The organism is Accumulibacter sp., from assembly GCF_036625195.1.
GTDB lineage: Bacteria > Pseudomonadota > Gammaproteobacteria > Burkholderiales > Rhodocyclaceae > Accumulibacter.
Genome location: NZ_JAZKUG010000001.1, coordinates 2451459 through 2471394, shown reverse-complemented (window position 1 = coordinate 2471394; position 19936 = coordinate 2451459). Strand labels below are relative to the sequence as shown.

General features: G+C 62.9%; 17 protein-coding genes and 1 pseudogene. 10 read left to right on the top strand and 8 right to left on the bottom strand.

The genetic code is table 11. The features are described 5' to 3' along the window. Nucleotides 1–20: 20 nt before the first annotated feature. Nucleotides 21–1132: pseudogene (locus tag V5B60_RS10950) on the bottom strand (ISAzo13 family transposase). A 418-nt stretch (nt 1133–1550) separates the two neighbouring features. On the opposite strand from V5B60_RS10950, the gene thrC reads away from it, so the two are divergent. Continuing rightward, nucleotides 1551–3035, top strand: coding sequence for a threonine synthase (gene thrC, locus V5B60_RS10945; protein WP_332347030.1), 1485 nt, complete (start codon nt 1551–1553; stop codon nt 3033–3035). Between the two features lie 19 nt (nt 3036–3054). Here thrC and V5B60_RS10940 read toward each other — a convergent pair whose 3' ends face one another. Next, nucleotides 3055–3192: a hypothetical protein gene (locus V5B60_RS10940; RefSeq protein WP_287461646.1), complete on the bottom strand. Its 138-nt coding sequence runs from the start codon at nt 3190–3192 to the stop codon at nt 3055–3057. A 153-nt stretch (nt 3193–3345) separates the two neighbouring features. After that, entirely contained in the window at nt 3346–4203 is an 858-nt protein-coding gene (gene nadC, locus V5B60_RS10935) for a carboxylating nicotinate-nucleotide diphosphorylase (protein ID WP_332347029.1), read from the bottom strand. A gap of 58 nt (nt 4204–4261) precedes the next feature. On the opposite strand from nadC, the gene V5B60_RS10930 reads away from it, so the two are divergent. After that, entirely contained in the window at nt 4262–5740 is a 1479-nt protein-coding gene (locus V5B60_RS10930; RefSeq protein WP_332347028.1) for an FMN-binding glutamate synthase family protein, read from the top strand. Between the two features lie 117 nt (nt 5741–5857). Here V5B60_RS10930 and V5B60_RS10925 read toward each other — a convergent pair whose 3' ends face one another. Beyond that, nucleotides 5858–6415: a hypothetical protein gene (locus V5B60_RS10925; protein ID WP_332347027.1), complete on the bottom strand. Its 558-nt coding sequence runs from the start codon at nt 6413–6415 to the stop codon at nt 5858–5860. Nucleotides 6416–6465: 50 nt separating this feature from the next. After that, on the bottom strand, nt 6466–7026 hold the full coding sequence (locus tag V5B60_RS10920; RefSeq protein ID WP_332347026.1) for a cob(I)yrinic acid a,c-diamide adenosyltransferase: 561 nt from the start codon (nt 7024–7026) through the stop codon (nt 6466–6468). Nucleotides 7027–7087: 61 nt separating this feature from the next. On the opposite strand from V5B60_RS10920, the gene hyi reads away from it, so the two are divergent. Further along, entirely contained in the window at nt 7088–7927 is an 840-nt protein-coding gene (hyi, locus tag V5B60_RS10915; RefSeq protein ID WP_332350532.1) for a hydroxypyruvate isomerase, read from the top strand. A gap of 43 nt (nt 7928–7970) precedes the next feature. On the opposite strand, the gene aceK is transcribed toward hyi, so the two are convergent. Next, on the bottom strand, nt 7971–9722 hold the full coding sequence (gene aceK / locus V5B60_RS10910; protein ID WP_332347025.1) for a bifunctional isocitrate dehydrogenase kinase/phosphatase: 1752 nt from the start codon (nt 9720–9722) through the stop codon (nt 7971–7973). Between the two features lie 358 nt (nt 9723–10080). Between aceK and icd the strand changes: the two genes are divergently transcribed. The 3 genes from icd to V5B60_RS10895 all read left to right on the top strand — a co-directional run bounded on the left by icd (nt 10081) and on the right by V5B60_RS10895 (nt 13405). Then, on the top strand, nt 10081–11310 hold the full coding sequence (icd, locus tag V5B60_RS10905; protein ID WP_332347024.1) for an NADP-dependent isocitrate dehydrogenase: 1230 nt from the start codon (nt 10081–10083) through the stop codon (nt 11308–11310). Nucleotides 11311–11688: 378 nt separating this feature from the next. Continuing rightward, nucleotides 11689–12591, top strand: coding sequence for a DUF4399 domain-containing protein (locus V5B60_RS10900; protein ID WP_332347023.1), 903 nt, complete (start codon nt 11689–11691; stop codon nt 12589–12591). A gap of 199 nt (nt 12592–12790) precedes the next feature. After that, a complete protein-coding gene (locus V5B60_RS10895; RefSeq protein WP_332347022.1) occupies nt 12791–13405 on the top strand; it encodes an ankyrin repeat domain-containing protein in 615 nt (204 codons plus the stop codon). 109 nt (nt 13406–13514) lie between these two features. On the opposite strand, the gene fadD is transcribed toward V5B60_RS10895, so the two are convergent. Both fadD and fdxA read right to left on the bottom strand, forming a co-directional pair. Next, complete coding sequence (gene fadD, locus V5B60_RS10890; RefSeq protein ID WP_332347021.1) at nt 13515–15191, bottom strand: long-chain-fatty-acid--CoA ligase FadD; 1677 nt, start codon at nt 15189–15191, stop codon at nt 13515–13517. A gap of 249 nt (nt 15192–15440) precedes the next feature. Continuing rightward, nucleotides 15441–15764 carry a ferredoxin FdxA gene (gene fdxA, locus V5B60_RS10885; protein ID WP_332347020.1) on the bottom strand — a complete coding sequence of 108 codons (324 nt, stop codon included), beginning with the start codon at nt 15762–15764 and terminating at the stop codon, nt 15441–15443. 196 nt (nt 15765–15960) lie between these two features. On the opposite strand from fdxA, the gene trxA reads away from it, so the two are divergent. The 4 genes from trxA to V5B60_RS10865 all read left to right on the top strand — a co-directional run bounded on the left by trxA (nt 15961) and on the right by V5B60_RS10865 (nt 19929). Further along, nucleotides 15961–16287, top strand: a complete 327-nt coding sequence (gene trxA / locus V5B60_RS10880) for a thioredoxin TrxA (RefSeq protein ID WP_034933209.1) — start codon at nt 15961–15963, stop codon at nt 16285–16287. A gap of 199 nt (nt 16288–16486) precedes the next feature. Continuing rightward, the gene (gene rho / locus V5B60_RS10875) at nt 16487–17743 is read left to right on the top strand and encodes a transcription termination factor Rho (protein ID WP_332347019.1); all 1257 of its coding nucleotides are present in this window, start codon (nt 16487–16489) and stop codon (nt 17741–17743) included. A gap of 218 nt (nt 17744–17961) precedes the next feature. After that, nucleotides 17962–18177 carry a 50S ribosomal protein L31 gene (gene rpmE, locus V5B60_RS10870; protein WP_332347018.1) on the top strand — a complete coding sequence of 72 codons (216 nt, stop codon included), beginning with the start codon at nt 17962–17964 and terminating at the stop codon, nt 18175–18177. Between the two features lie 87 nt (nt 18178–18264). Further along, entirely contained in the window at nt 18265–19929 is a 1665-nt protein-coding gene (locus tag V5B60_RS10865; RefSeq protein ID WP_332347017.1) for an ArnT family glycosyltransferase, read from the top strand. Nucleotides 19930–19936 lie beyond the last annotated feature (7 nt).

The following is a 19936-nucleotide window of genomic DNA, read 5'->3' as shown; positions in this document are numbered from 1 at the left end:
AAGGTGATTGCCGCGAATAGTCATACCGTGGAAGCTGGCCGGATCAGGATGTCCCACTTGGGCAGGAGCGGGTTTCTTGCCAGTCGGGACTCAACAGCCTGCATGGCAACCTTGGCCACGGTGACTCCTTTTTCATAGGTGGTCCGGCTCAGTTGGACGACGGGATGGATGCCTTTCCAGGTCATGCTTTTCGCCCACGCCAACATTGTTTCGGTATCGGTGAGCTTGGCGCCGTTCCAGTGCTTCTCGAGGATTCCCCAGCAGCGCTCCACGGGATTGTATTTGCTGTGGTACGGCGGATAGTAGAGGAGGCGAATGGACTTGTCGATGTGGTCGGCGAACTCGACCATGCGCTTGAGAAACTGCGTGCGCCGACCATTGCTCTCGGGCCCGTTGTCGGCCTTGATCTGGATGTGGGTGACGCGCGCACACGCATCGGGGTCTTGACATGCCCACCAGGCGTACAGGCTGTCGATGATGAAATCGCTGGTCTTCGCCGAACTTCCGAAGGACAGATGAAGGGAGCCACTGTCTTCGTTGACGACACCAAATGGGGTGTGCTTCTCTTGGCACCCCATGTCGTGGTCTGCCGCCTGGTTGTCACCCCGCGTCTTGCCACCGCGCGAGTAGTCGCCAATATTCACCGTCGCCTTGCAGTCCATGCTCAGGCGCATGAACGCTGCGCCTTGGCAATCCCGGTCATGTTCCCGGATGTTGGCGAAGATGGCGTCGGTTTCGGGGACTTTTTTTGGGGTTTGGCCTTGAGCACCGGACGCAGCCGGTACCCGTTCCGGTTCAACACTTCCGACATGCAGCTTCGGGACGGCAGCACCTCGTCGGCAAATCCCAGCGCTTGCAACTGCTTGCGGGCCTCCTCCGCCGTCAAGCGGGTGAACGACAAGGTCGTGCGAAAAGTCGGATCCTGCTGGGCATGACTCTCCGCCAGTCTCCACAGCGCTTCCGCCACCTCCGGGTGTTTCTGCTCCCACAACTTCGCACCACAGAACGCGTGATGCCCCACACAAACGATCCCGGTGCGTTTCTCGTTCAGACCAAGCCGAACAGCCTCCCGACTCCAGCCGAAAACCTCCTCTGCGCACCGAGCGCTGCCGCTACAGTACTTCACCGCCATCTCCGCCTGAAACGCCCGGCGCTCCGATCCCGTCATCTTGCTCGACGCAAGCCGGATGTCTTCCACATGACTGGCTTCAAGAGAAACCCCCCCTTCACTTACCATGGCGACCTTCATCAGTGACTCCAACAATCTGAGAACTGACTCGAAGTATCGCATACAACACTATGAGCAAGAGACCATATCTAATCAGACAAGCCTGCCACCATGGCCGCTGGTATGACGTCTTGCGGAAATCGCCTAAGAAGTCGTCGCCAGCAGGCGGGGATGCAAGGGGCGAGCGAGCGACAAGACCCACCAGATGGATAGGTGAGGGCGAAGGCGGGGGTTTCGCGCAGCATGCCGCACGCCGCCGGGACTGGGGCTGGAAGCGGCATGGTAGACTGCGCGTCTTGCCATCTGCCGGACAGCCATCGCCATGCGTTACGTCTCGACTCGTGCCCGACCCGCCGGTGCGGCGGATTCGTCGAACCGGACCTTCTCGGAGATCCTCCTCGCCGGTCTGGCGCCCGACGGAGGACTCTATCTCCCGGCCAGCTATCCCAGGATCGACCAGTCAGAGCTCGCCCAGTGGCGCGACCTCTCCTATGCCGATCTCGCCAGCGCCGTGCTGGCCCATTTCATCGATGATATTCCGCTTGACGATCTGCGGACCCTGATCCACAGGACCTACACACCCGCCATTTACGGCAACGGGCGCAACGACTCGGCCGCCAGCGAGATCACGCCGCTGCGCTGGCTCGAACCGCCGGCGCCGGGAAGTGGCGAGGGCGGACTGGCGATCCTTGAGCTGTCCAATGGGCCGACCCTGGCCTTCAAGGACATGGCCATGCAGTTGCTCGGCAACCTGTTCGAGTACGTCCTGACGCGCAACGGCGAGGAGATCAACATTCTCGGCGCCACTTCTGGTGATACCGGCTCGTCAGCCGAGTACGCGATGCGCGGCAAGCAGGGCGTGCGCGTCTTCATGCTCTCGCCGCATCAGCGAATGAGCCCCTTCCAGCGCGCCCAGATGTACTCGCTGCAGGATCCCAACATCTACAACATCGCCGTGCGCGGAACGTTCGACGACGCCCAGGACATCGTCAAGGCGGTGTCGAACGACCACGCGTTCAAGACGCGCTACCGGATCGGTGCAGTCAATTCGATCAACTGGGCACGCGTCGCCGCTCAAGTGATCTACTATTTCAAGGGATACTTCGCAGCGACCCGTGAAATCGGCGGCAGCGGCGGGCAGCAGGTGGCCTTCGCCGTTCCCTCGGGCAACTTCGGCAACATCTGCGCTGGCCATATCGCGCGCATGATGGGACTGCCGATCGGCCGCCTGGTGCTGGCGACGAACGAGAACGACGTCCTCGACGAGTTTTTCCGCAGCGGCGTCTACCGCCCGCGCGCGCCCAGCGAAACCGCAGCGACCTCGAGTCCGTCGATGGACATCTCGAAGGCTTCCAACTTCGAGCGCTTCGTCTTCGATCTGGTCGGCCGCGACCCGGACCTCATCCGCCAGTTGTGGTCAAAAGTCGACGCCGGCGGCAGTTTCGACCTGTCGTCACTGCCCTGCTTCGCCCGTCTGCCCGACTTCGGCTTTGTCTCTGGTCGCAGCACGCATGCTGACCGCCTTGCGACGATCCGCCGCACCCATGACCGCTACGGACTGGTCATCGATCCCCACACCGCTGACGGGCTCAAGGTCGGCAGCGAACACCGCACGGCCGATATGCCGATGGTCGTTCTGGAAACCGCACTGCCGACAAAATTCGAGGAGACGATCGTCGAAGCGCTCGGGCACAGACCCGATCGACCCGCAGGCATGGAAGGCATCGAGACGCTGCCGCAGCGCGTCGAGGTCATGGACGTCAATGTAGACCAAGTGCAGCGCTTCATCGCGCAGCACGTACCGTGAATCGGCACCGATCGGGGCTTCAGAGATAGATGACCGCTGGAAAGACGGCCGCAGCCAGGACCAGGACCAGCCATTCGAGATTGTGTCGCGCCAGGAACCCCGTGAAGTGCATGATCAGTATCGTGATCGCCAGTACGTAGAACAGCGCAAATAGCATCAGACCACCCTCTCCCTGTTGGTGGAAGCCACAACCTCCGGCCCGCTCGCGTCGTCCGGATGATATCACCGCTGAACTCGCTGGTGGCAGCACGGGGCACCCCGCTGGCGCGGCGCTGCCCCCTGCGGTCCACCGCGTGTTGCAGTGGGCCGGTCAGCCCTGGAAACGCATGGACAGATCGAGCGCCCGGACATCCTTGGTCAGGCCACCGATCGAGATGCGGTCCACACCGGTCTCGGCGATTGCGCGGACGGTGTCGAGGCTGACGTTGCCCGACGCCTCGAGCACCGCGCCACCAGCCGTAACGGCCACCGCAGCGCGCAGTTGATCCAGGCTCATGTTGTCCAGCAGGACCATCTCCGCACCACTGGCGAGCGCCTGGCGCAGTTCGTCGAGGTTCTCGACCTCGATCTGCACGAACTGGCAAACCCCGCCGCTGGCGGCTGCGACCTGCTTCGCCGCCGCCAGCGCGGCAGCGATGCTGCCGGCGGCAAGGATGTGGTTCTCCTTGATCAGGATTCCGTCGTAGAGACCGAGGCGATGATTGCCGCCGCCACCGCAGCGGACGGCATACTTCTGCGCCAGCCGCAGTCCGGGAACCGTCTTGCGCGTGTCGACCACATGCGCCCGTGTTCCCGCAACCCGCTCGGCGTACTCCCCGGCCTTGGTCGCGACGCCGGAAAGCAGTTGCAGGAAATTCAGCGCGCTGCGCTCGCCAGTCAGCAGGGCGCGCGCCGGCCCCTCGACCTCGCACAGCGGCTGGCCCGGCCTGATCCGTTCACCATCGCCCGCCTGCCAGGCGATGCGCACCGCCGGGTCGAGTTGCCGGAAGCAGGCGGCGAACCAGGCCGAACCGCAGAGGATGGCGTCCTCGCGCGCAATGACCGTCGCCCGCCCGATCCCCGCAACCGGTACGAGTTGCGCCGTCAGGTCGCCGCTGCCGACATCCTCGGCAAGTGCTGCGGCAACATTACGCTCGACTTCGCCCTCGAGCATGGCTGCAAAGTTCATGAGGAATCCCGTACACTGGCGTCAGCTACGCGGATTCTATCACCAATGGGAGGCACCCATGCTCGACCTGTTGCTCGTCACGACGGGCGTCCTGCTCGCCCTGGCCTTTGCCGGAGGTCTGGTTTACCTGTACGTGCAGGACGTGACGCAGGAAAAGCACGCCGTGCTGCGCAACTTCCCGCTCGTCGGCCACCTGCGCTATCTGTTCGAGAGTCTGGGCGAGTACTTCCGGCAGTATTTCTTCCTGGGCGACCGCGACGAGATGCCCTTCGACCGGGCAACGCGGAGTTGGGTCTACCGCATGGCGAAGAATCAGGGCGGGATCATCGGTTTTGGCTCGACCTACCGCATCCACGAGCCGGGCGCACTGGTATTCGTCAACGCCCCCTTCCCGGTCCTCGACGAAGAACAGCGACCGACACCGCCACTGCCGATTGGCGAAGGTTACTGTGCCACCCCGTTCAGTGGCCGCTCGCTGGTCAACATCAGCGCCATGAGTTTCGGAGCCATTTCGCGACCCGCCGTGCGTGCATTGTCACGCGGCGCTGCCGCCGCCGGCTGCTGGCTGGACACCGGCGAAGGAGGCCTGTCACCCTACCATCTCGAGGGCGGCTGCGACATCATCTTCCAGATCGGCACCGCCAAGTACGGCGTCCGCGATGCCAGCGGACAGCTTTCCACCCAGCGGCTGCGCGAACTGGCAGCGCACGAATGCGTCCGAGCCTTCGAGATCAAGCTGTCGCAGGGAGCGAAGCCGGGGAAAGGAGGCGTACTCCTGAGCAACAAGGTGACACCCGAAATCGCCGAGATACGTGGCATTCCCCTCGGCGAGGATTCACTCAGCCCAAACCGTCACCGCGATGTCGCCAACATCGACCAGTTGCTCGACCGGGTCGAACACGTGCGCGCGATCACGGGCAAACCGGTTGGCGTCAAGACCGCGATCGGCGGCAACGCGTTCATGGACGAACTGACGGAGGCCGTCAGGCGTCGGGGGCTGCATGCCGCACCGGACTTCCTGACGATCGATGGTGGAGAGGGTGGCAGCGGTGCGGCGCCGCAAGCCTTGGCCGACCACATGGCGCTGTCGATCGACGAAGCGCTGCCGCTGGTGGCCGATGCACTGATCGCCAGCGGCCTCAAACAGCGCGTTCGCCTGATTGCAGCCGGCAAGCTGGTCACTCCGGCGCGCGTCGCGTGGGCACTCGCCGCCGGTGCCGACTTCGTCAACACGGCACGCGGTTTCATGTTCTCCCTCGGCTGCATCCAGGCCCTGCGCTGTCACGCCAACACCTGCCCAACCGGCGTCACGACGCATGACCCCCGGCTGCAACGCGGCCTGGTCGTCGAAGACAAGGCGGAACGCGTTGCCGCCTACTGCCGCAACATGAACAGGGAGCTCGAGATGATCGCCCACTCCTGCGGTCTCCCGCACGCGCGCGGACTGCGCCGCGAGCACGTACGCATCGTCCAGCCCTCAGGGCGCAGCATCTCTCTCCACACGCTCCATCCCTACCCCGACACCCCAACGCAATGAGAGAGTGTGAGGACAGCGGCGCGAGCGAGCGGACGAAGCCCCACTCCGGTCAGCGCGCTGCCCGGATCACTGCTGCCGGCGATTCAGTCGTCGGACCGTCGGAGCAACCGCTCGGGTTCACTGTCCTTCGGCGACCCAGGCATCGCTCGGCAGATCCGGCACGCCGGGAGTAATGACGAATCGCGTCAACGCGCGCGGGTTCATCAGGCCGATCCCCCCTTGCGCGAGGCGATAGTGGAGCGCCGGTCGTTCGAAGAGGCCAGTCAGGTTCATCAGCGGTTCGGCTAGCGCCGGCTTGCGGACACCCTCGGCGGCCATGTACAACACGTGGCCACCGATGAAGAAAAACTCGATCCGCGCGCTGAAGTGGTCGCCGTTCAAGCCGCCAGAGAAGGGTTCGACACGCTGCTCCGGCGTCAACGCGCTCAGGCTCAGGTTGTGCTGGCTGGGCAAATGGGCCGCAAGGTCGCGTGTCGTCTCGATCTCGACACAGGCGATCGCGGCGGCGGCAAAAACCTCGGTGTGCGCGCCCGAACCGATGATCAGCGGCTTGCCGCTAAAGAGCTGCCCGCTGCGCCGCAGGCTGTCGACAATGGCCTCCAGGCTGGTTTCGTCTGTGGGAACGAAACGCCGCGCACGGTTCGCGGTGGTGATCACGGTGATGTGGCTTGTCATCCTGGCACTCCATCGATACGAAGCATGGCCGGCCCGCACTTCTGGCGTTGTCAGTCAGCCGTGCGGTTCCTGCCCTGCACCCACAGCACATCGCCGCAACCAGCGGTGCGGTTGAGCGCGCGACCGAGGACGAACAGCAGATCCGACAGGCGATTGAGGTACTTTCGCGCGAAGTCGGAGACGCTCTCGCTGTTGGCCAGAGTCACCACATGTCGCTCGGCGCGGCGGCATACCGTCCGTGCCAGATGGGCCAGCGCTGCGGCGCGGCTGCCGCCGGGGAGAATGAAGTCCTTCAGCGGTGGCAAGTCGTCGTTGAAGCGCTCAACGAGGGCTTCGAGGCGAGCCACCTGCGCGTCGCTGATCATGTTCATACCGGGAATGCACAGCTCTCCGCCAAGATCGAAGAGGTCGTGCTGCACGCCGGTAAGAGCATTTCTGAACTCATCCGGAATTTGTTCCGCCAACAGCAGGCCAATGGTCGAATTGAGTTCGTCGACCTGGCCGATCGTCTCGATGCGCAGACTGTCCTTGGCCACGCGCGTACCATCTCCAAGGCCGGTGGTACCGGCATCACCGGTTCGCGTGACGATCTTCGACAGACGATTGCCCATGCTGGCTTTCCTGATCAAAATATTGCTGATTATAGACGAAGGAGCCGCCGTGACTGGGCCTGTGCTGAACCTGAGTGCCAATCTGAGCTTCCTGTTCACCGAGTATGAGTTCGGTGAGCGTTTCGAACGGGCAGCACGAGCGGGCTTTCGCGGAGTCGAATTCCTGTTTCCCTACGCCTGCGATGGCGATGAATTGCGCACGCTGCTGCGTGCGAACGGACTGGTGCAGGTCCTGCACAACCTGCCGGCCGGAAACTGGTCGGCCGGCGAACGAGGCATTGCCTGTCTGCCGGGACGGGAGGCCGACTTCCGCGAATCGGTCGCGCAGGGCATCGACTTCGCACGCACGCTGGACTGCCGGCAGCTCAACTGTCTTGCCGGGATCGCACCGGACGGCATTCCCGACGAAGAACTGCGCGCAACCCTGACGCGCAATCTGCGCTACGCCTCCGAGCAACTGGCCAGGCATGGCATCCGGCTGCTGATCGAACCGATCAACAGTCGCGTCGACATGCCCGGCTTCTGGCTCGACACGCCCGCCAAGGGACTTGCATTGATCGCCGAGATGGCACTCCCCAATCTCTGGCTGCAATACGACATTTACCACGCCCAAGTGATGGCGGGAGACCTGGCACGGACGATCGAAGCCAACATCGATCGCATCGCGCACTTCCAGCTGGCCGACAACCCGGGCCGCAACGAGCCCGGCAGCGGCGAGATCAACTATCCGTTTCTCTTCGATTTGCTTCGCCGCCTCGGCTATGACGGCTGGCTGGGCTGCGAATACCGGCCAAGGCGGGTGGATACTGAAAGCAGCCTCGGCTGGGCGCGCGAATGGCTGGCCCCCCGTGCGACCGCAGAGCACTCGCCGGGCGTGCCGTCCAGCCCACTCCCGCTTTGACGGCTCGCAGCGCGACTGCGGCAGCCCGCGGCGGGAAAAGCGCTCAGCCCTCGGCAAAGGCCTTGCAGAAACGGAGGTCTTCCGAATAGGGGAAGAAATCGTCGACGTGGCCGGCGCGGATTCTTTCCTGCGTCGTCTGCCAGAAGCGGACGTTCAACAACGGACGATGGTACTTCAGGAAGGCCGAGCGGACCTTCGCCGAGCCGAGCAGGAAGCTCGCGAACTCCTCCGGGAAGACGTCGTTCCTGCCGACGGAATACCAAGGCTCACCGGACATCTCCATCTCGGGATACGGCGGCTCCGGGATGGCACGAAAGTTGATGTCGGTCATGTACTCGATCTCGTCGTAGTCGTAGAAAACCACGCGTCGGTAGCTGGTCACACCGAAGTTCTTCCACAGCATGTCGCCCGGAAAGATGTTGGCGATCGCCAGTTCCCTGATCGCGTTGCCATACTCGCACACGGCCTGATCGATCTCCGCGGGTGTTGCCGCGTCCAGGTAGATGTTGAGCGGCGTCAGGCGGCGCTCGATGTACAGGTGCTTGATCACCAGATTGTCACCCTCTTCCTCGATCAGCGACGGCGCCAGCGTGCGCAAGGCGTCGAGGAGTTCGACCGAGAAGCGCTTCTTTGGCAGCAGAACCTGCGAGAACTCGAGAGTATCCGCCATGCGGCCGACCCGGTCCACCTGCTTGACCATCAGATACTTGCGCTTGACCGTGTCGCGATCCATCTCCTTGCTCGGTCCAAACACATCCTTGATCAGCTTGAAGACATAGGGGTAGGAAGGCAGGGTGAACACGAGCATCACGAGGCCGGCAATACCCGGCGCGATGATGAACTGGTCCTGCGAATGCCGGAGATGCTGCTTCAGGTCGCGGAAAAAGAGGATCTTGCCCTGCTTGCCAAGGCCGAGCATCGTGTAGATCTCCGACGGCGGTTTGTGCGGCATGATGCTGCGAAGGAACTGCACGTAGCCCGACGGCACCTCCATGTCGACCATGAAATAGGCGCGCGAGAGGGAGAACAGGATGCTGATCTGCGCGCTGTCGAGCAGGATGGTGTCCACCACCAGCTCGCCGGCCGGCGAATGCACGACGGCTACCGCAAACGGGTACTCGGCGTGGCCGTTGATTCCCTTGCCAAAGATGTAGGCTCCCTTGTTGCGATAGAAGGCCGAATGCAGGACCTCGATCTGGGCGTTGGCGTCGGCCACCGGCCACTCGCCCATCCGCTGCCGGAGCGTCCGCATGATGTAATCGACGTCGCGATCGAGGTTCTCGAAAGGACGCTGCCAGTCGCAGTCGACGATGATCTGCCGGACCGTCCGTCGCAGTCCGCGCTGCGCCGGATAGTAGCTGCGATAGACCGGTGGATAGGACTGGATGTACTCGGTCGACACCGCCGGCCGGGCAAAGATGTAGTCGTTGTTGAAGTAGGTGCGATGCAGGATCTTCGTGCACACCGAGTTGAAGAAGGTCTCGGCGAGTTCGGGTTGCTTGTGGTTGATCAGCTGCCCGATGTAGAACAGCTTGAGCTGCTGCCAAGTCGCGTCGTCGAGTGCCGCCGCACCGTAGTTTGCGCACAGTAACTCGGCGGTCTCGCTGACCCGATCATCGTAGGACCGGATACGCTCGCGGACCGCATCATGAACGCCCTTCCAGTCCGCCGCCTCGAAGAGTAGCTTGGCCTGCTGGCCGTAGTGGCGAATGATGCGGTAGTGGCGGTTGAAGCCATCGATCATCGCCTCGGCGATACGGCGTGGAAGCAGGTTTTCACTGCTCGGAAGATCCATGGCAAGCACTCGCGAATCCAACACGACGGCATTGTAGCACCGTGCCTGCTGCGCCGCACCAAAGGCGCTGCGGGCAGCGCTCACGGTATCAGCAGCGGCTGGGCAAAGCTGCGCGGAAGCACGTCGGCGAGTCCCTGAGAGCCGTCCATGGGGACGTGAAGCACTGGCAAGTCGTCGACTTTTGCAGGATAATCGCGCGTGGTGCCGCTGGATGGTTTGCTTCTGACAGAGTCCCTCGTGCCCACAAACAATCAGCAACGCAACAGTCCCGGTTCGGGTGCCAGTACCGCTGGCCGGGAGCGGCGGTGCTGGCACCCGAACCGGATGTTTCACCCACACGACATTACACGGAGTTGGCATGAGTGCAAGTCTGATCAAAGTCCCACAAGGCGGCCAGAAAATCGTTCCGGGGCAGGCTGTCCCGGATAATCCGATCATCCCGTTCATCGAGGGCGACGGCATCGGCATCGACATCACGCCGGTGATGATCAAGGTGGTCGATGCGGCAGTCGCCAAGGCCTACGGTGGGGCGAAGAAGATCTTCTGGATGGAGGTCTACGCTGGCGAGAAGTCGACGCAGATGTACGGCTCCGACGTCTGGCTCTCCTCCGAAACCCTTGGCGCACTCAAGGAGTTTTCGGTATCGATCAAGGGGCCGATGACGACGCCGGTCGGTGGCGGCATCCGTTCACTGAACGTGGCGCTGCGTCAGGAGCTCGATCTCTACCAGTGTGTTCGCCCGGTGCGCTACTTCCGGGGCGTGCCCTCGCCGCTCAAGGATCCGGCCAAGACGAACATGGTCATCTTCCGCGAGAACACGGAGGACATCTACGCCGGAATTGAGTGGGAAGCGAATTCCGAGGGCTGCCGGAAGGTCGTCAAGTTTCTGCAGGATGAGATGGGCGTGAAGAAGATCCGCTTCCCGGCCAGTTCGGGAATCGGCATCAAGCCGGTATCGCAGGAGGGTACCGAGCGCCTCGTGCGTGCAGCCATCAAGTACGCGATCAGCAACAAGCGCAAGTCGGTGACAATCGTCCACAAGGGCAACATCATGAAGTTCACCGAGGGCGCCTTCCGTGACTGGGCTTACGCGCTGGCGAAGAAGGAATTCGGTGGCGTCGAGATCGATGGGGGACCCTGGCTTAGGCTGCCCAATGGCATCGTGATCAAGGATTCGATCGCCGACGCGTTCCTGCAGCAGATCCTGCTGCGCCCGGCGGAGTACGACGTGATTTGCACGACGAACCTGAACGGCGACTACATATCGGACGCGCTGGCCGCCCAGGTCGGTGGCATCGGGATCGCCCCGGGCGCCAACATCTCGGACGCCTACGCCTGTTTCGAAGCGACGCACGGCACGGCACCCAAGTATGCCGGTCTCGACAAGGTCAACCCGGGTTCCCTTATCCTCTCGGCAGAGATGATGCTGCGCCACCTCGGTTGGTTCGAAGCCGCGGACCTGATCATCGCATCGATGGAGGCCGCGATCGGCGACAAGGTCGTCACCTACGACTTCGCGCGCCTGATGGACGGGGCCACCGAGGTCTCGTGCTCGGAATTCGGCGACGCGATGATCGCCCGCATGTAGAGAATCGATGCGACGCAAGCCTGGCTTGCCGCACCACGAGGACCCCCCGGCGAGGGGGTCCTGTTTTTTTCTCCTCGGCCATCGGGCGACCACGCCGCACTGGCCTTCTTGGCATCATCCCGGTCGCTTGCCTGTCAATCGCAAGCCCTCAGCGGACGCTTGCCCGGTCGCGCAGACGATGCGGTAGAATCGACCACGATGTCTGGAGCGACGGCATCCCACCGTTCTGTCCCGGCAATGTCACCCCGGATTCCACGCCGCGGGCGCCGGTGACAGGATGGGCTGCGCGCCCAGTCTCCCGAGAGCGGCACGCGGCGACCGCCATGCACCGCAAGAGCCGTCCGTCGCAACCACCTGCTGCCCAGAGGGAGGCCACCGATGAATCGCCGGACAAGTCTTTCAGTGGCTGCCCTGTTCCTCCTCCCCCTCGACGCCAGCGCCAGACCGCTGCCGGATGATCCGTTCGAGCGCCGGTGCTGGCTGCAGTTCACCGCTGACCGCGCCGCCGTCAACCTGTTCGCCGACGCGACGCCGGTAACGTTCTCCAACCTGCGCGACGGTTTCCATGTTCGCAGCCCGCTGTGGGTGGAGTTCGGCATCCGCGGCATGGGCGTGATGCCTGCCGGCAACAAGCGCGAGCAAACCGGCCACCACCACTTGCTGATCGACACACCGCTTCCGGCATCGGTTACCGAACCGATTCCCTTCTCCGACAAGCACCGGCACTTTGGCAAGGGACAGACCGCCGTCGCGCTCGACCTGTCGCCCGGACCGCACCACCTGCGCTTGCTCTTTGCCGATCACGAGCATCGCCCATATTACGTCTTCAGTCGCAAGATCAACATCATTGTGACGGGTAGCCGAAAGGACTTGCCGAAGCCGAAGATCGACCCGGCTCGCTTTGCCGAAACCTGCCAGGCGTGGTATCAGGATGAAGTGACGACGCCACCGGCAGCAGAGAAACTCGTCTACGCGAAAAACCTGCGCAACGGCGAGACAGTCGGCAGCCCTTTCCTGCTCAAACTTGGTGTCGTCGGGCTTGGTGTCGCAGCGGAAAGGACGGCAATCGCCGATACCGGGTTCTTCCAGATCGACGTCAGACAGAATCGCTCCGTGCTGCGGAGCCTCCGTCTGAGTGACGGCCAGACCGAGACAGTCCTTGATCTCGAACCTGGCGACTACGATCTCGACCTCGCCTTCCTGGCTGGCAACGGCCAGCCCCTGTTGCGCGACCAACTGCAGGTCACGGTCACCAAGCGCCAGACGATGACCCGCCCGTGAGGGACCGGACGATCGCCAGAAGCGTCCCCCGTGGAGGCAGCGGGCGCGTTTGCCGCAGCAATGGTAAGATGCATCGAATCGGATCGCGACCCGCGACCCTGAACTGCTCGTGCGTGCCGGTTGGGACCAGCCCGCTGGCTCCCACCTCGGCTCGGTCGCCGCTCGAATTCCGCTTGAACCGGGCAGGAAAGCTTGTGAGATGACTAAAGCCTTGCGCCAGACCGCCGTATCGATGATCTGCACGCTCCTCCTCGCCATGAGTGGCTGCAGCCGGGAGCCAGAGAGCAGCGTCCCGACGCCACCACCCGCCATCAGCGTCGAAGAGCCGCCGACCGAGGCGCCCGCCTTGGCAACTGCCGCCGCCCGCGGTGACTTGGCAGCCATGAGGGCGCTGCTCGAAGCAGGGGCCGAGATCGACGACACCGACACCCTTGGCAGGACGGCCCTGCACATGGCTGCATTCTATGGTCGCACCAGAGCCAGCGAACTGCTGCTCAGCAGCGGCGCGAATATCGAAGCCCGCGACCGCATCGGCATGACGCCCCTGCATGCCGCCGTTGTCGCTGGTGGAAGACTGCAGGTGGAACTGTTGCTGTCAAGGAAGGCCGATGTCGATGCGCGCAGCGAAACCGGTCAGACGCCACTGCACTTGGCTGCGGCAACCGGCCAACCGAGAGTGGCGCGCGTCCTGATCGACAACGGCGCCGATACGAAGAGCAAGGACAAGAGCGGCAACACGCCGCTGTTCTACGCCTCGCGCAACAGGCACCCGGTCACCGCGGAACTGCTCCGGCAGTACGCAGCGCGGGATTGACCCGGAAGTGGGCGGCCGGCGACAGCAGCTATGACGACGACGCTCAGGCTCAACGGGACTGCCGACTCGCGGCCCCGTTGCTCGCGCCCACGCATTTCTTCACGTCCGCTCACGATTTCTTTGTCGCTTCGTCGCGCAGCTCGCGGCGCAGGATCTTGCCGACGTTGGTCTTTGGCAACTCGCTGCGGAACTCGACCTGCCCTGGAACCTTGTAGCCGGTCAGGTGTTCGCGACAGTGGGCGATCAGCACCTCGGCGGTCAGTGCCGGATCCTTCTTGACCACGAAGATCTTCACGACCTCGCCGGACTTTTCGTGCGGCACCCCGACTGCCGCAACCTCGAGGACGCCGGCGTGCTGCGCCACCACGTCCTCGACCTCGTTCGGGTAGACATTGAAGCCGGAGACGAGAATCATGTCCTTCTTGCGGTCGACAATGCGCACGAAACCCTTTTCGTCCATCACCGCGACGTCACCGGTGAGAAGGAAGCCGTCCGGCATGATCACCTTCGCCGTTTCTTCCGGACGGTTGTAATAGCCCTTCATCACCTGCGGGCCGCGGATGCACAGTTCGCCGCGCTCGCCGAGTGGCACGTCCCTGCCTGCATCGTCGCGAATCGTGACCTCGGTCGACGAAATCGGAACACCGATGGCACCGTTGTAGGCCGGGATGTCGAGCGGATTGATCGTTGCCGCCGGCGAGGTTTCGGTGAGACCGTAGGCCTCGATCAACGGCTTGCCCGTGACCTGCTTCCATCGTTCCGCCACCGCCTTCTGCACCGCCATGCCACCGCCGAGGGTGACCCGGAGGTGCCCGAAATCGAGCGCGCAGAAAGCATCGTTGTTCAGCAGTGCGTTGAACAGCGTGTTGACACCTGTAATGACGGTAAAGCGATGCTTGGCGAGTTCGCCGACAAAACCGGGAATGTCGCGCGGATTGACGATCAGCAGGTTGCTGGCACCAATCTTGAAAAAGGTGAAACAGTTCGCCGTCAGGGCAAAGATGTGATAAAGGGGAAGCGCCGTCACGACCATGTGCTGGTCGTCGCCCAGCGCCGGATTGATCCAGGCGTGCGCCTGCGCGAGGTTGGCAAGGATGTTTCGGTGCAACAGCATCGCCCCTTTCGAGACGCCCGTGGTACCCCCTGTGTACTGCAGGAAGGCCAGGTCTTCCTGCTGCACGATGACCGCTTTCAGTTCGGCGGCCGCTCCCTTGCCAAGTGCCGTCCTGAAATTGACCGCCCGCGTCAGGGTCCAGGCGGGGACCATCTTCTTCACGTACTTGACGACGAAGTTGACCACTGCTCCCTTGGGGAAGGGAAGCATGTCACCCAGACGGGCCACGAGGATGTGCTTGACCGGTGTCCGGGCGACCACCTGCTCGAGCGTCACGGCGAAGTTCTCGAGAATGACGATCACTTCGGCACCCGAGTCCTTGAGCTGGTGTTCGAGCTCGCGGGGCGTATACAGCGGGTTTACATTGACTACCACGTAGCCGGCACGCAGCGCGCCGAAAATGCAGATCGGATACTGCAGGACATTCGGCATCATCAGCGCCACGCGCGCGCCCTGCGGCAGCTTGAGAACGGACTGCAGGTAAGCGGCAAAATCCCGTGACAGCTTGTCGAGTTCGCCGTAGGTGATCTGTGCGCCCATGCTGAGGTAGGCGACACGATCGCGATACTTGCCGACACTCCTTTCGAACAACTCACCAAGCGACTTGAACTCGCTCAGGTCCACCTCCGCGGGCACACCCTTCTGATAGCTCTGCAGCCAGATTTTTTCCACTGTTCTCCTCCTGTCGTTGCCTTGTCCAATATTTTCACTCTTGCCATGCCCACCAGATTTCCGGCCACTCCCCGCCGGGCAGGGGTGGCCCGATGAACGCAAACCAATACCATTCTAGAGGATTTGCCCTGCCGCTGCTGTCCGAATGGCTGTTTCCTGGCTAGCGCAGCGAACGGGTGACCGATCGATTCACATCGTGCCTGGTCAGTCAGCGCTCGCCACCGCCACCAAGAACGAGCGACAACGGGATCAACGCTCGAGATACTTGAGCTTGTCCGGCTTGTTGCTCCACTCGTCGGCGTCCGGCAATGCTTCCCGGCGCTCTGAAATGACCGGCCAAATCTGTGCCAGTTCCGCATTCAGGGCAATGAACCCATGCTGTGCCTGCGGTACATCATCCTCGGCGAAGATTGCTTCCGCCGGACACTCCGGGACGCAAAGGGTGCAGTCGATGCACTCCTCGGGATCGATCACGAGGAAGTTCGGCCCTTCATGAAAGCAGTCCACCGGACAGACGTCGACGCAATCCGTGAACTTGCACTTGATACAGTTCTCTGTAACAACGTACGCCATGATCGTGTTTCTGGAGATATGAGACGATGCCGACTATAGCGTACTTGCAGCCGTTCAGGCCAACGCACGACTTCCCTTGGCAAGTTTTTTTCGCTAGCATTGCGTGGCTCGCCGATTGGAGTCCCGGTCGCTCCCAGGGCAGCCCCCCGTCTGCGCTTACCAAGATCCCCATCCAAGATCCCGCAAGAGGCTTTGAATGAACGAACACATCCATCACGTCACCGACGACAGCTTCGCTGCCGACGTATTGCAGTCGGCAGAACCGGTTCTGGTCGATTACTGGGCAGAATGGTGCGGCCCGTGCAAGATGATCGCGCCGCTGCTCGACGACATCGCCACCGACTATGCAGGTCGCCTGAAGGTCGTCAAGCTGAATATCGATGACAACCAGAGGACGCCGGCCAGTTACGGCATCCGTGGCATCCCGACGCTGATGCTGTTCAAGAACGGCAACGTCGAGGCGACGAAGGTGGGGGCACTGTCACGCGCGCAGTTGGTCACTTTCATTGACAGCAATCTCTAAAGCCGCTACCCTCGCGACCTGATGGTTCCGGGGGCCGACGCGAGTTTCCCACTCGGACCCCCCCGCCCGATCCAAAGCCTTCAGGCACTCTCGCTTTCTTGCAGCAGCCCTAGCCGTCCTCTCCCGGCGGCCGCCGCACATCCCGGGTCGATCTGCCTGCGAACGGTCGCCCCGTCATTCCCTCATCTCTCGTCAGCACATGCAACTATCCGAACTCAAAGCATTACATGTCAGCCAGTTGCTCGACATGGCGGTCAACAACAACATCGAGGGCGCCAATCGCTTGCGCAAGCATGAGCTGATCTTTGCCCTGTTGAAGAACCAGGCCCGCAAGGGGGAAAGCATCTTTGGCGACGGCACGCTCGAAACCCTTTCTGACGGTTTCGGCTTCCTCCGCTCGCCGGACACCTCGTACCTAGCAAGCACCGACGACATCTACGTCAGCCCGAGCCAGATCAGGCGCTTCAACCTGCACACAGGGGACACCATCGAAGGGGAGATTCGGACGCCCAAGGAAGGAGAGCGCTATTTCGCCCTGGTCAAGGTCGACCGGATCAACGGCGAGACGCCAGAGGCATCAAAGAACAAGATCCTCTTCGAAAACCTGACTCCACTGCATCCGGCCGAGCATCTGGCACTCGAACGGGACATCCGCGGCGAGGAGAACATCACCAGCCGCATCATCGATATCATCGCGCCGATCGGCAAGGGACAACGGGGGCTGTTGGTAGCCAGCCCGAAGAGCGGCAAGACCGTGATGATGCAGCACATTGCGCACGCCATCACCAGCAACCATCCGGACGTCTCGCTCATCGTGCTGCTCATCGACGAACGTCCCGAAGAGGTGACCGAGATGACCCGGTCCGTGCGTGGAGAAGTCGTGGCATCGACCTTCGACGAGCCGGCGACTCGCCATGTACAGGTCGCCGAGATGGTCATCGAGAAAGCCAAGCGCCTGGTTGAACACAAGCGCGACGTCGTCATCCTGCTGGACTCGATCACCCGCTTGGCGCGCGCCTACAACACGGTGCAACCCGCCTCCGGCAAAGTCCTCACCGGCGGTGTCGATGCCAATGCACTACAGAAACCGAAGCGTTTCTTCGGTGCCGCGCGCAACATCGAAGAAGGCGGCTCGCTGACCATCATCGCCACCGCCCTGATCGATACCGGCAGTCGCATGGATGACGTCATCTACGAGGAGTTCAAGGGCACGGGCAACATGGAAATCCACCTTGATCGCCGGATGGCGGAAAAACGCGTCTATCCAGCGATCAACGTCAATCGATCGGGCACGCGCCGGGAAGAACTGCTGCTGAAACCGGACGTCCTGCAGAAGATGTGGATCCTGCGCAAGCTGCTCTACAACATGGACGATCTCGAAGCGATTGAGTTCCTGCTCGACAAGATCAAGGCAACCCGCAACAACGGCGAGTTCTTCGACTCGATGCGCCGCTGACCAGCCGCGAAAATCGACCGTCGGTGCCGTTCCGCACTGCCCCGGACCAACGGTGTGCCTGCCGCAGCCAGTTGGGGCATTGGGGCAACGGCAGATTGCAGCCGGGAGAGAAATCGCGGATAATCCGACCCTTCGGTGACACTGACCACCCGCGCAAGGCTCATTGCCGATGGCCCGCCTGATCACCCGCCATTTCCAACGTACCGGAAGATGAACAGATGAAAGAGAAGATTCACCCAGCATACAACGAGATCACGGTGACCTGCTCCTGCGGCAACGTCTTCACCACGCGATCGACGATGAAGAAGGCGCTCCACGTCGAGGTCTGTTCAGCCTGCCATCCGTTCTACACCGGCAAGCAGAAGATCATCGACACTGCCGGTCGCGTCGAGAAGTTCAATCAGAAGTACGGCGCCATGCGCAAGACGGCCTAGGTCGGACGGCGGGTTCGACCAGGAAGGCAGCCCCCCGGCTGCCTTTTTCGTTTCCGCCAGACATGCGCCTCCGGCACTAGCACCCAGATGCTGGCACCCGCGCAGCCGGCTCGCCTACCGGGCCTCACGCTGCCGCCAAGCGGCTGGAGCCTGGCCGTCCTGCTCGCCCTTTACGTCCTGCCGGGCCTGATCGGCCACGACCCTTGGAAGAACGACGATGCGGTGACCATCGGCGTCGTGCACCAGATGCTGTCGAGTGGCAACTGGCTGACACCCGGACTCGCCGGCCGTCCTTATCCTGACGCCCCCCTGTACTACTGGCTGGCGGCCAGCAGCGCCTACCTGTCATCCTGGCTACTGCCGCTGCATGACGGCGCCCGCCTGGCCAGCGGAGCATGCACATTGCTGGCGCTGGCGTTCATTCTGCTCGCGGCGCGCGAACTGCATGGCCGCACCGAGGCGCCAGCAGCGCCTCTGCTGCTGGCCGGCAGCATCGGGTTCCTGTTCCACGCGCATGAGGCGCAACCGATGCTGGCGACGCTGGCCGCTCATGCAGCCGCCTACTGGGGCCTGACGCAAATGGCGCGGCGACCGCGCCGCGGCGCCATCGTTTACGCCACCGCGCTTGGGCTCGGTCTCCTGACCAACGGCCTGGCAGCGATGCTGCCCCTGCTGCCAGTCGCCGCCCTCGTCGCCTGGCGCGCCGACAACCGGCAACGTGTGGCCCGCCTGCTGGCGGCCTCCGTCCTGCTGGCCACCCTTCCTGCGGCCACATGGCTCGCGGCTCTGGCGTTGCGCGACCCGTCCTATCTGACCGCCTTCAGTCTCGCGGAGCTGAGCCAGCTCGCCAGCACGGCGCCGCCGTGGCCACGACTGCTGCGCCTCCTGCTCATGCTGCCCTGGTATGCCTGGCCGGCTTTCCCACTCGCCGCTTGGGCTCTGTGGGCAAAGCGAAGGCATCTACTGAGCACGCCGCTTGCCCTGCCCCTCTTCGCACTGCTGTCCGCGCTACCCATGATCAGCTTCTGGTTGGATGCGCGCAGCGCATCGGCGCTGCTGCTGCTGCCACCACTGGTACTGCTCGCAGTGCCGGGGGTCAGCGCGCTGCGGCGGGGCGCTGCCAACGCATTCGACTGGTTCGGCATGATCACCTTCAGTATTCTGGCGCTGCTTGCCTGGATTGGCTGGTGCGCCATGGTTTTCGGCTGGCCGGCGAGTCTGGGCCGGCAGTCCCTGCGCCTGGCACCCGGTTTCATCGCCCACTTCAGCGTCATCGCCGCCGGCTTCGCGCTGTGGGCGACCACCGCGTGGTGCTGGCTGATCGGCACCACGGCGCGCTCACCGATGCGCGGCATCATGCACTGGATGGCGGGACTGACGCTCTTCTGGCTGCTGATCGCGACGCTCTGGATGCCCTGGATCGACCACATCAAGACCTATCGTCAGGCCGCGGCGTCGCTTGCCAGAAACCTGCCGGCAAGCTACGGGTGCATCGTCAGCGTCAACGTCTCGGATCCCGTACTGGCCTCGCTTGACTACTTCGAGGGTATTCGCACGGTGTCAGCGGCATCGCCTGGCGCCACGCACTGCCAGTTGTTCCTGTTCCATGGCTCACCCAAGGACGGCGGTCTGACGGCAGGGCGCGACTGGCGAAAGATATGGCAAGGGGGCCGTCCATCTGATCGCCGTGACAGCGAAAAGCTGCAACTCTACCTGCGGGGTGGCAAGCGGAGCACCACAGCCGACACCTGAGAAGTAG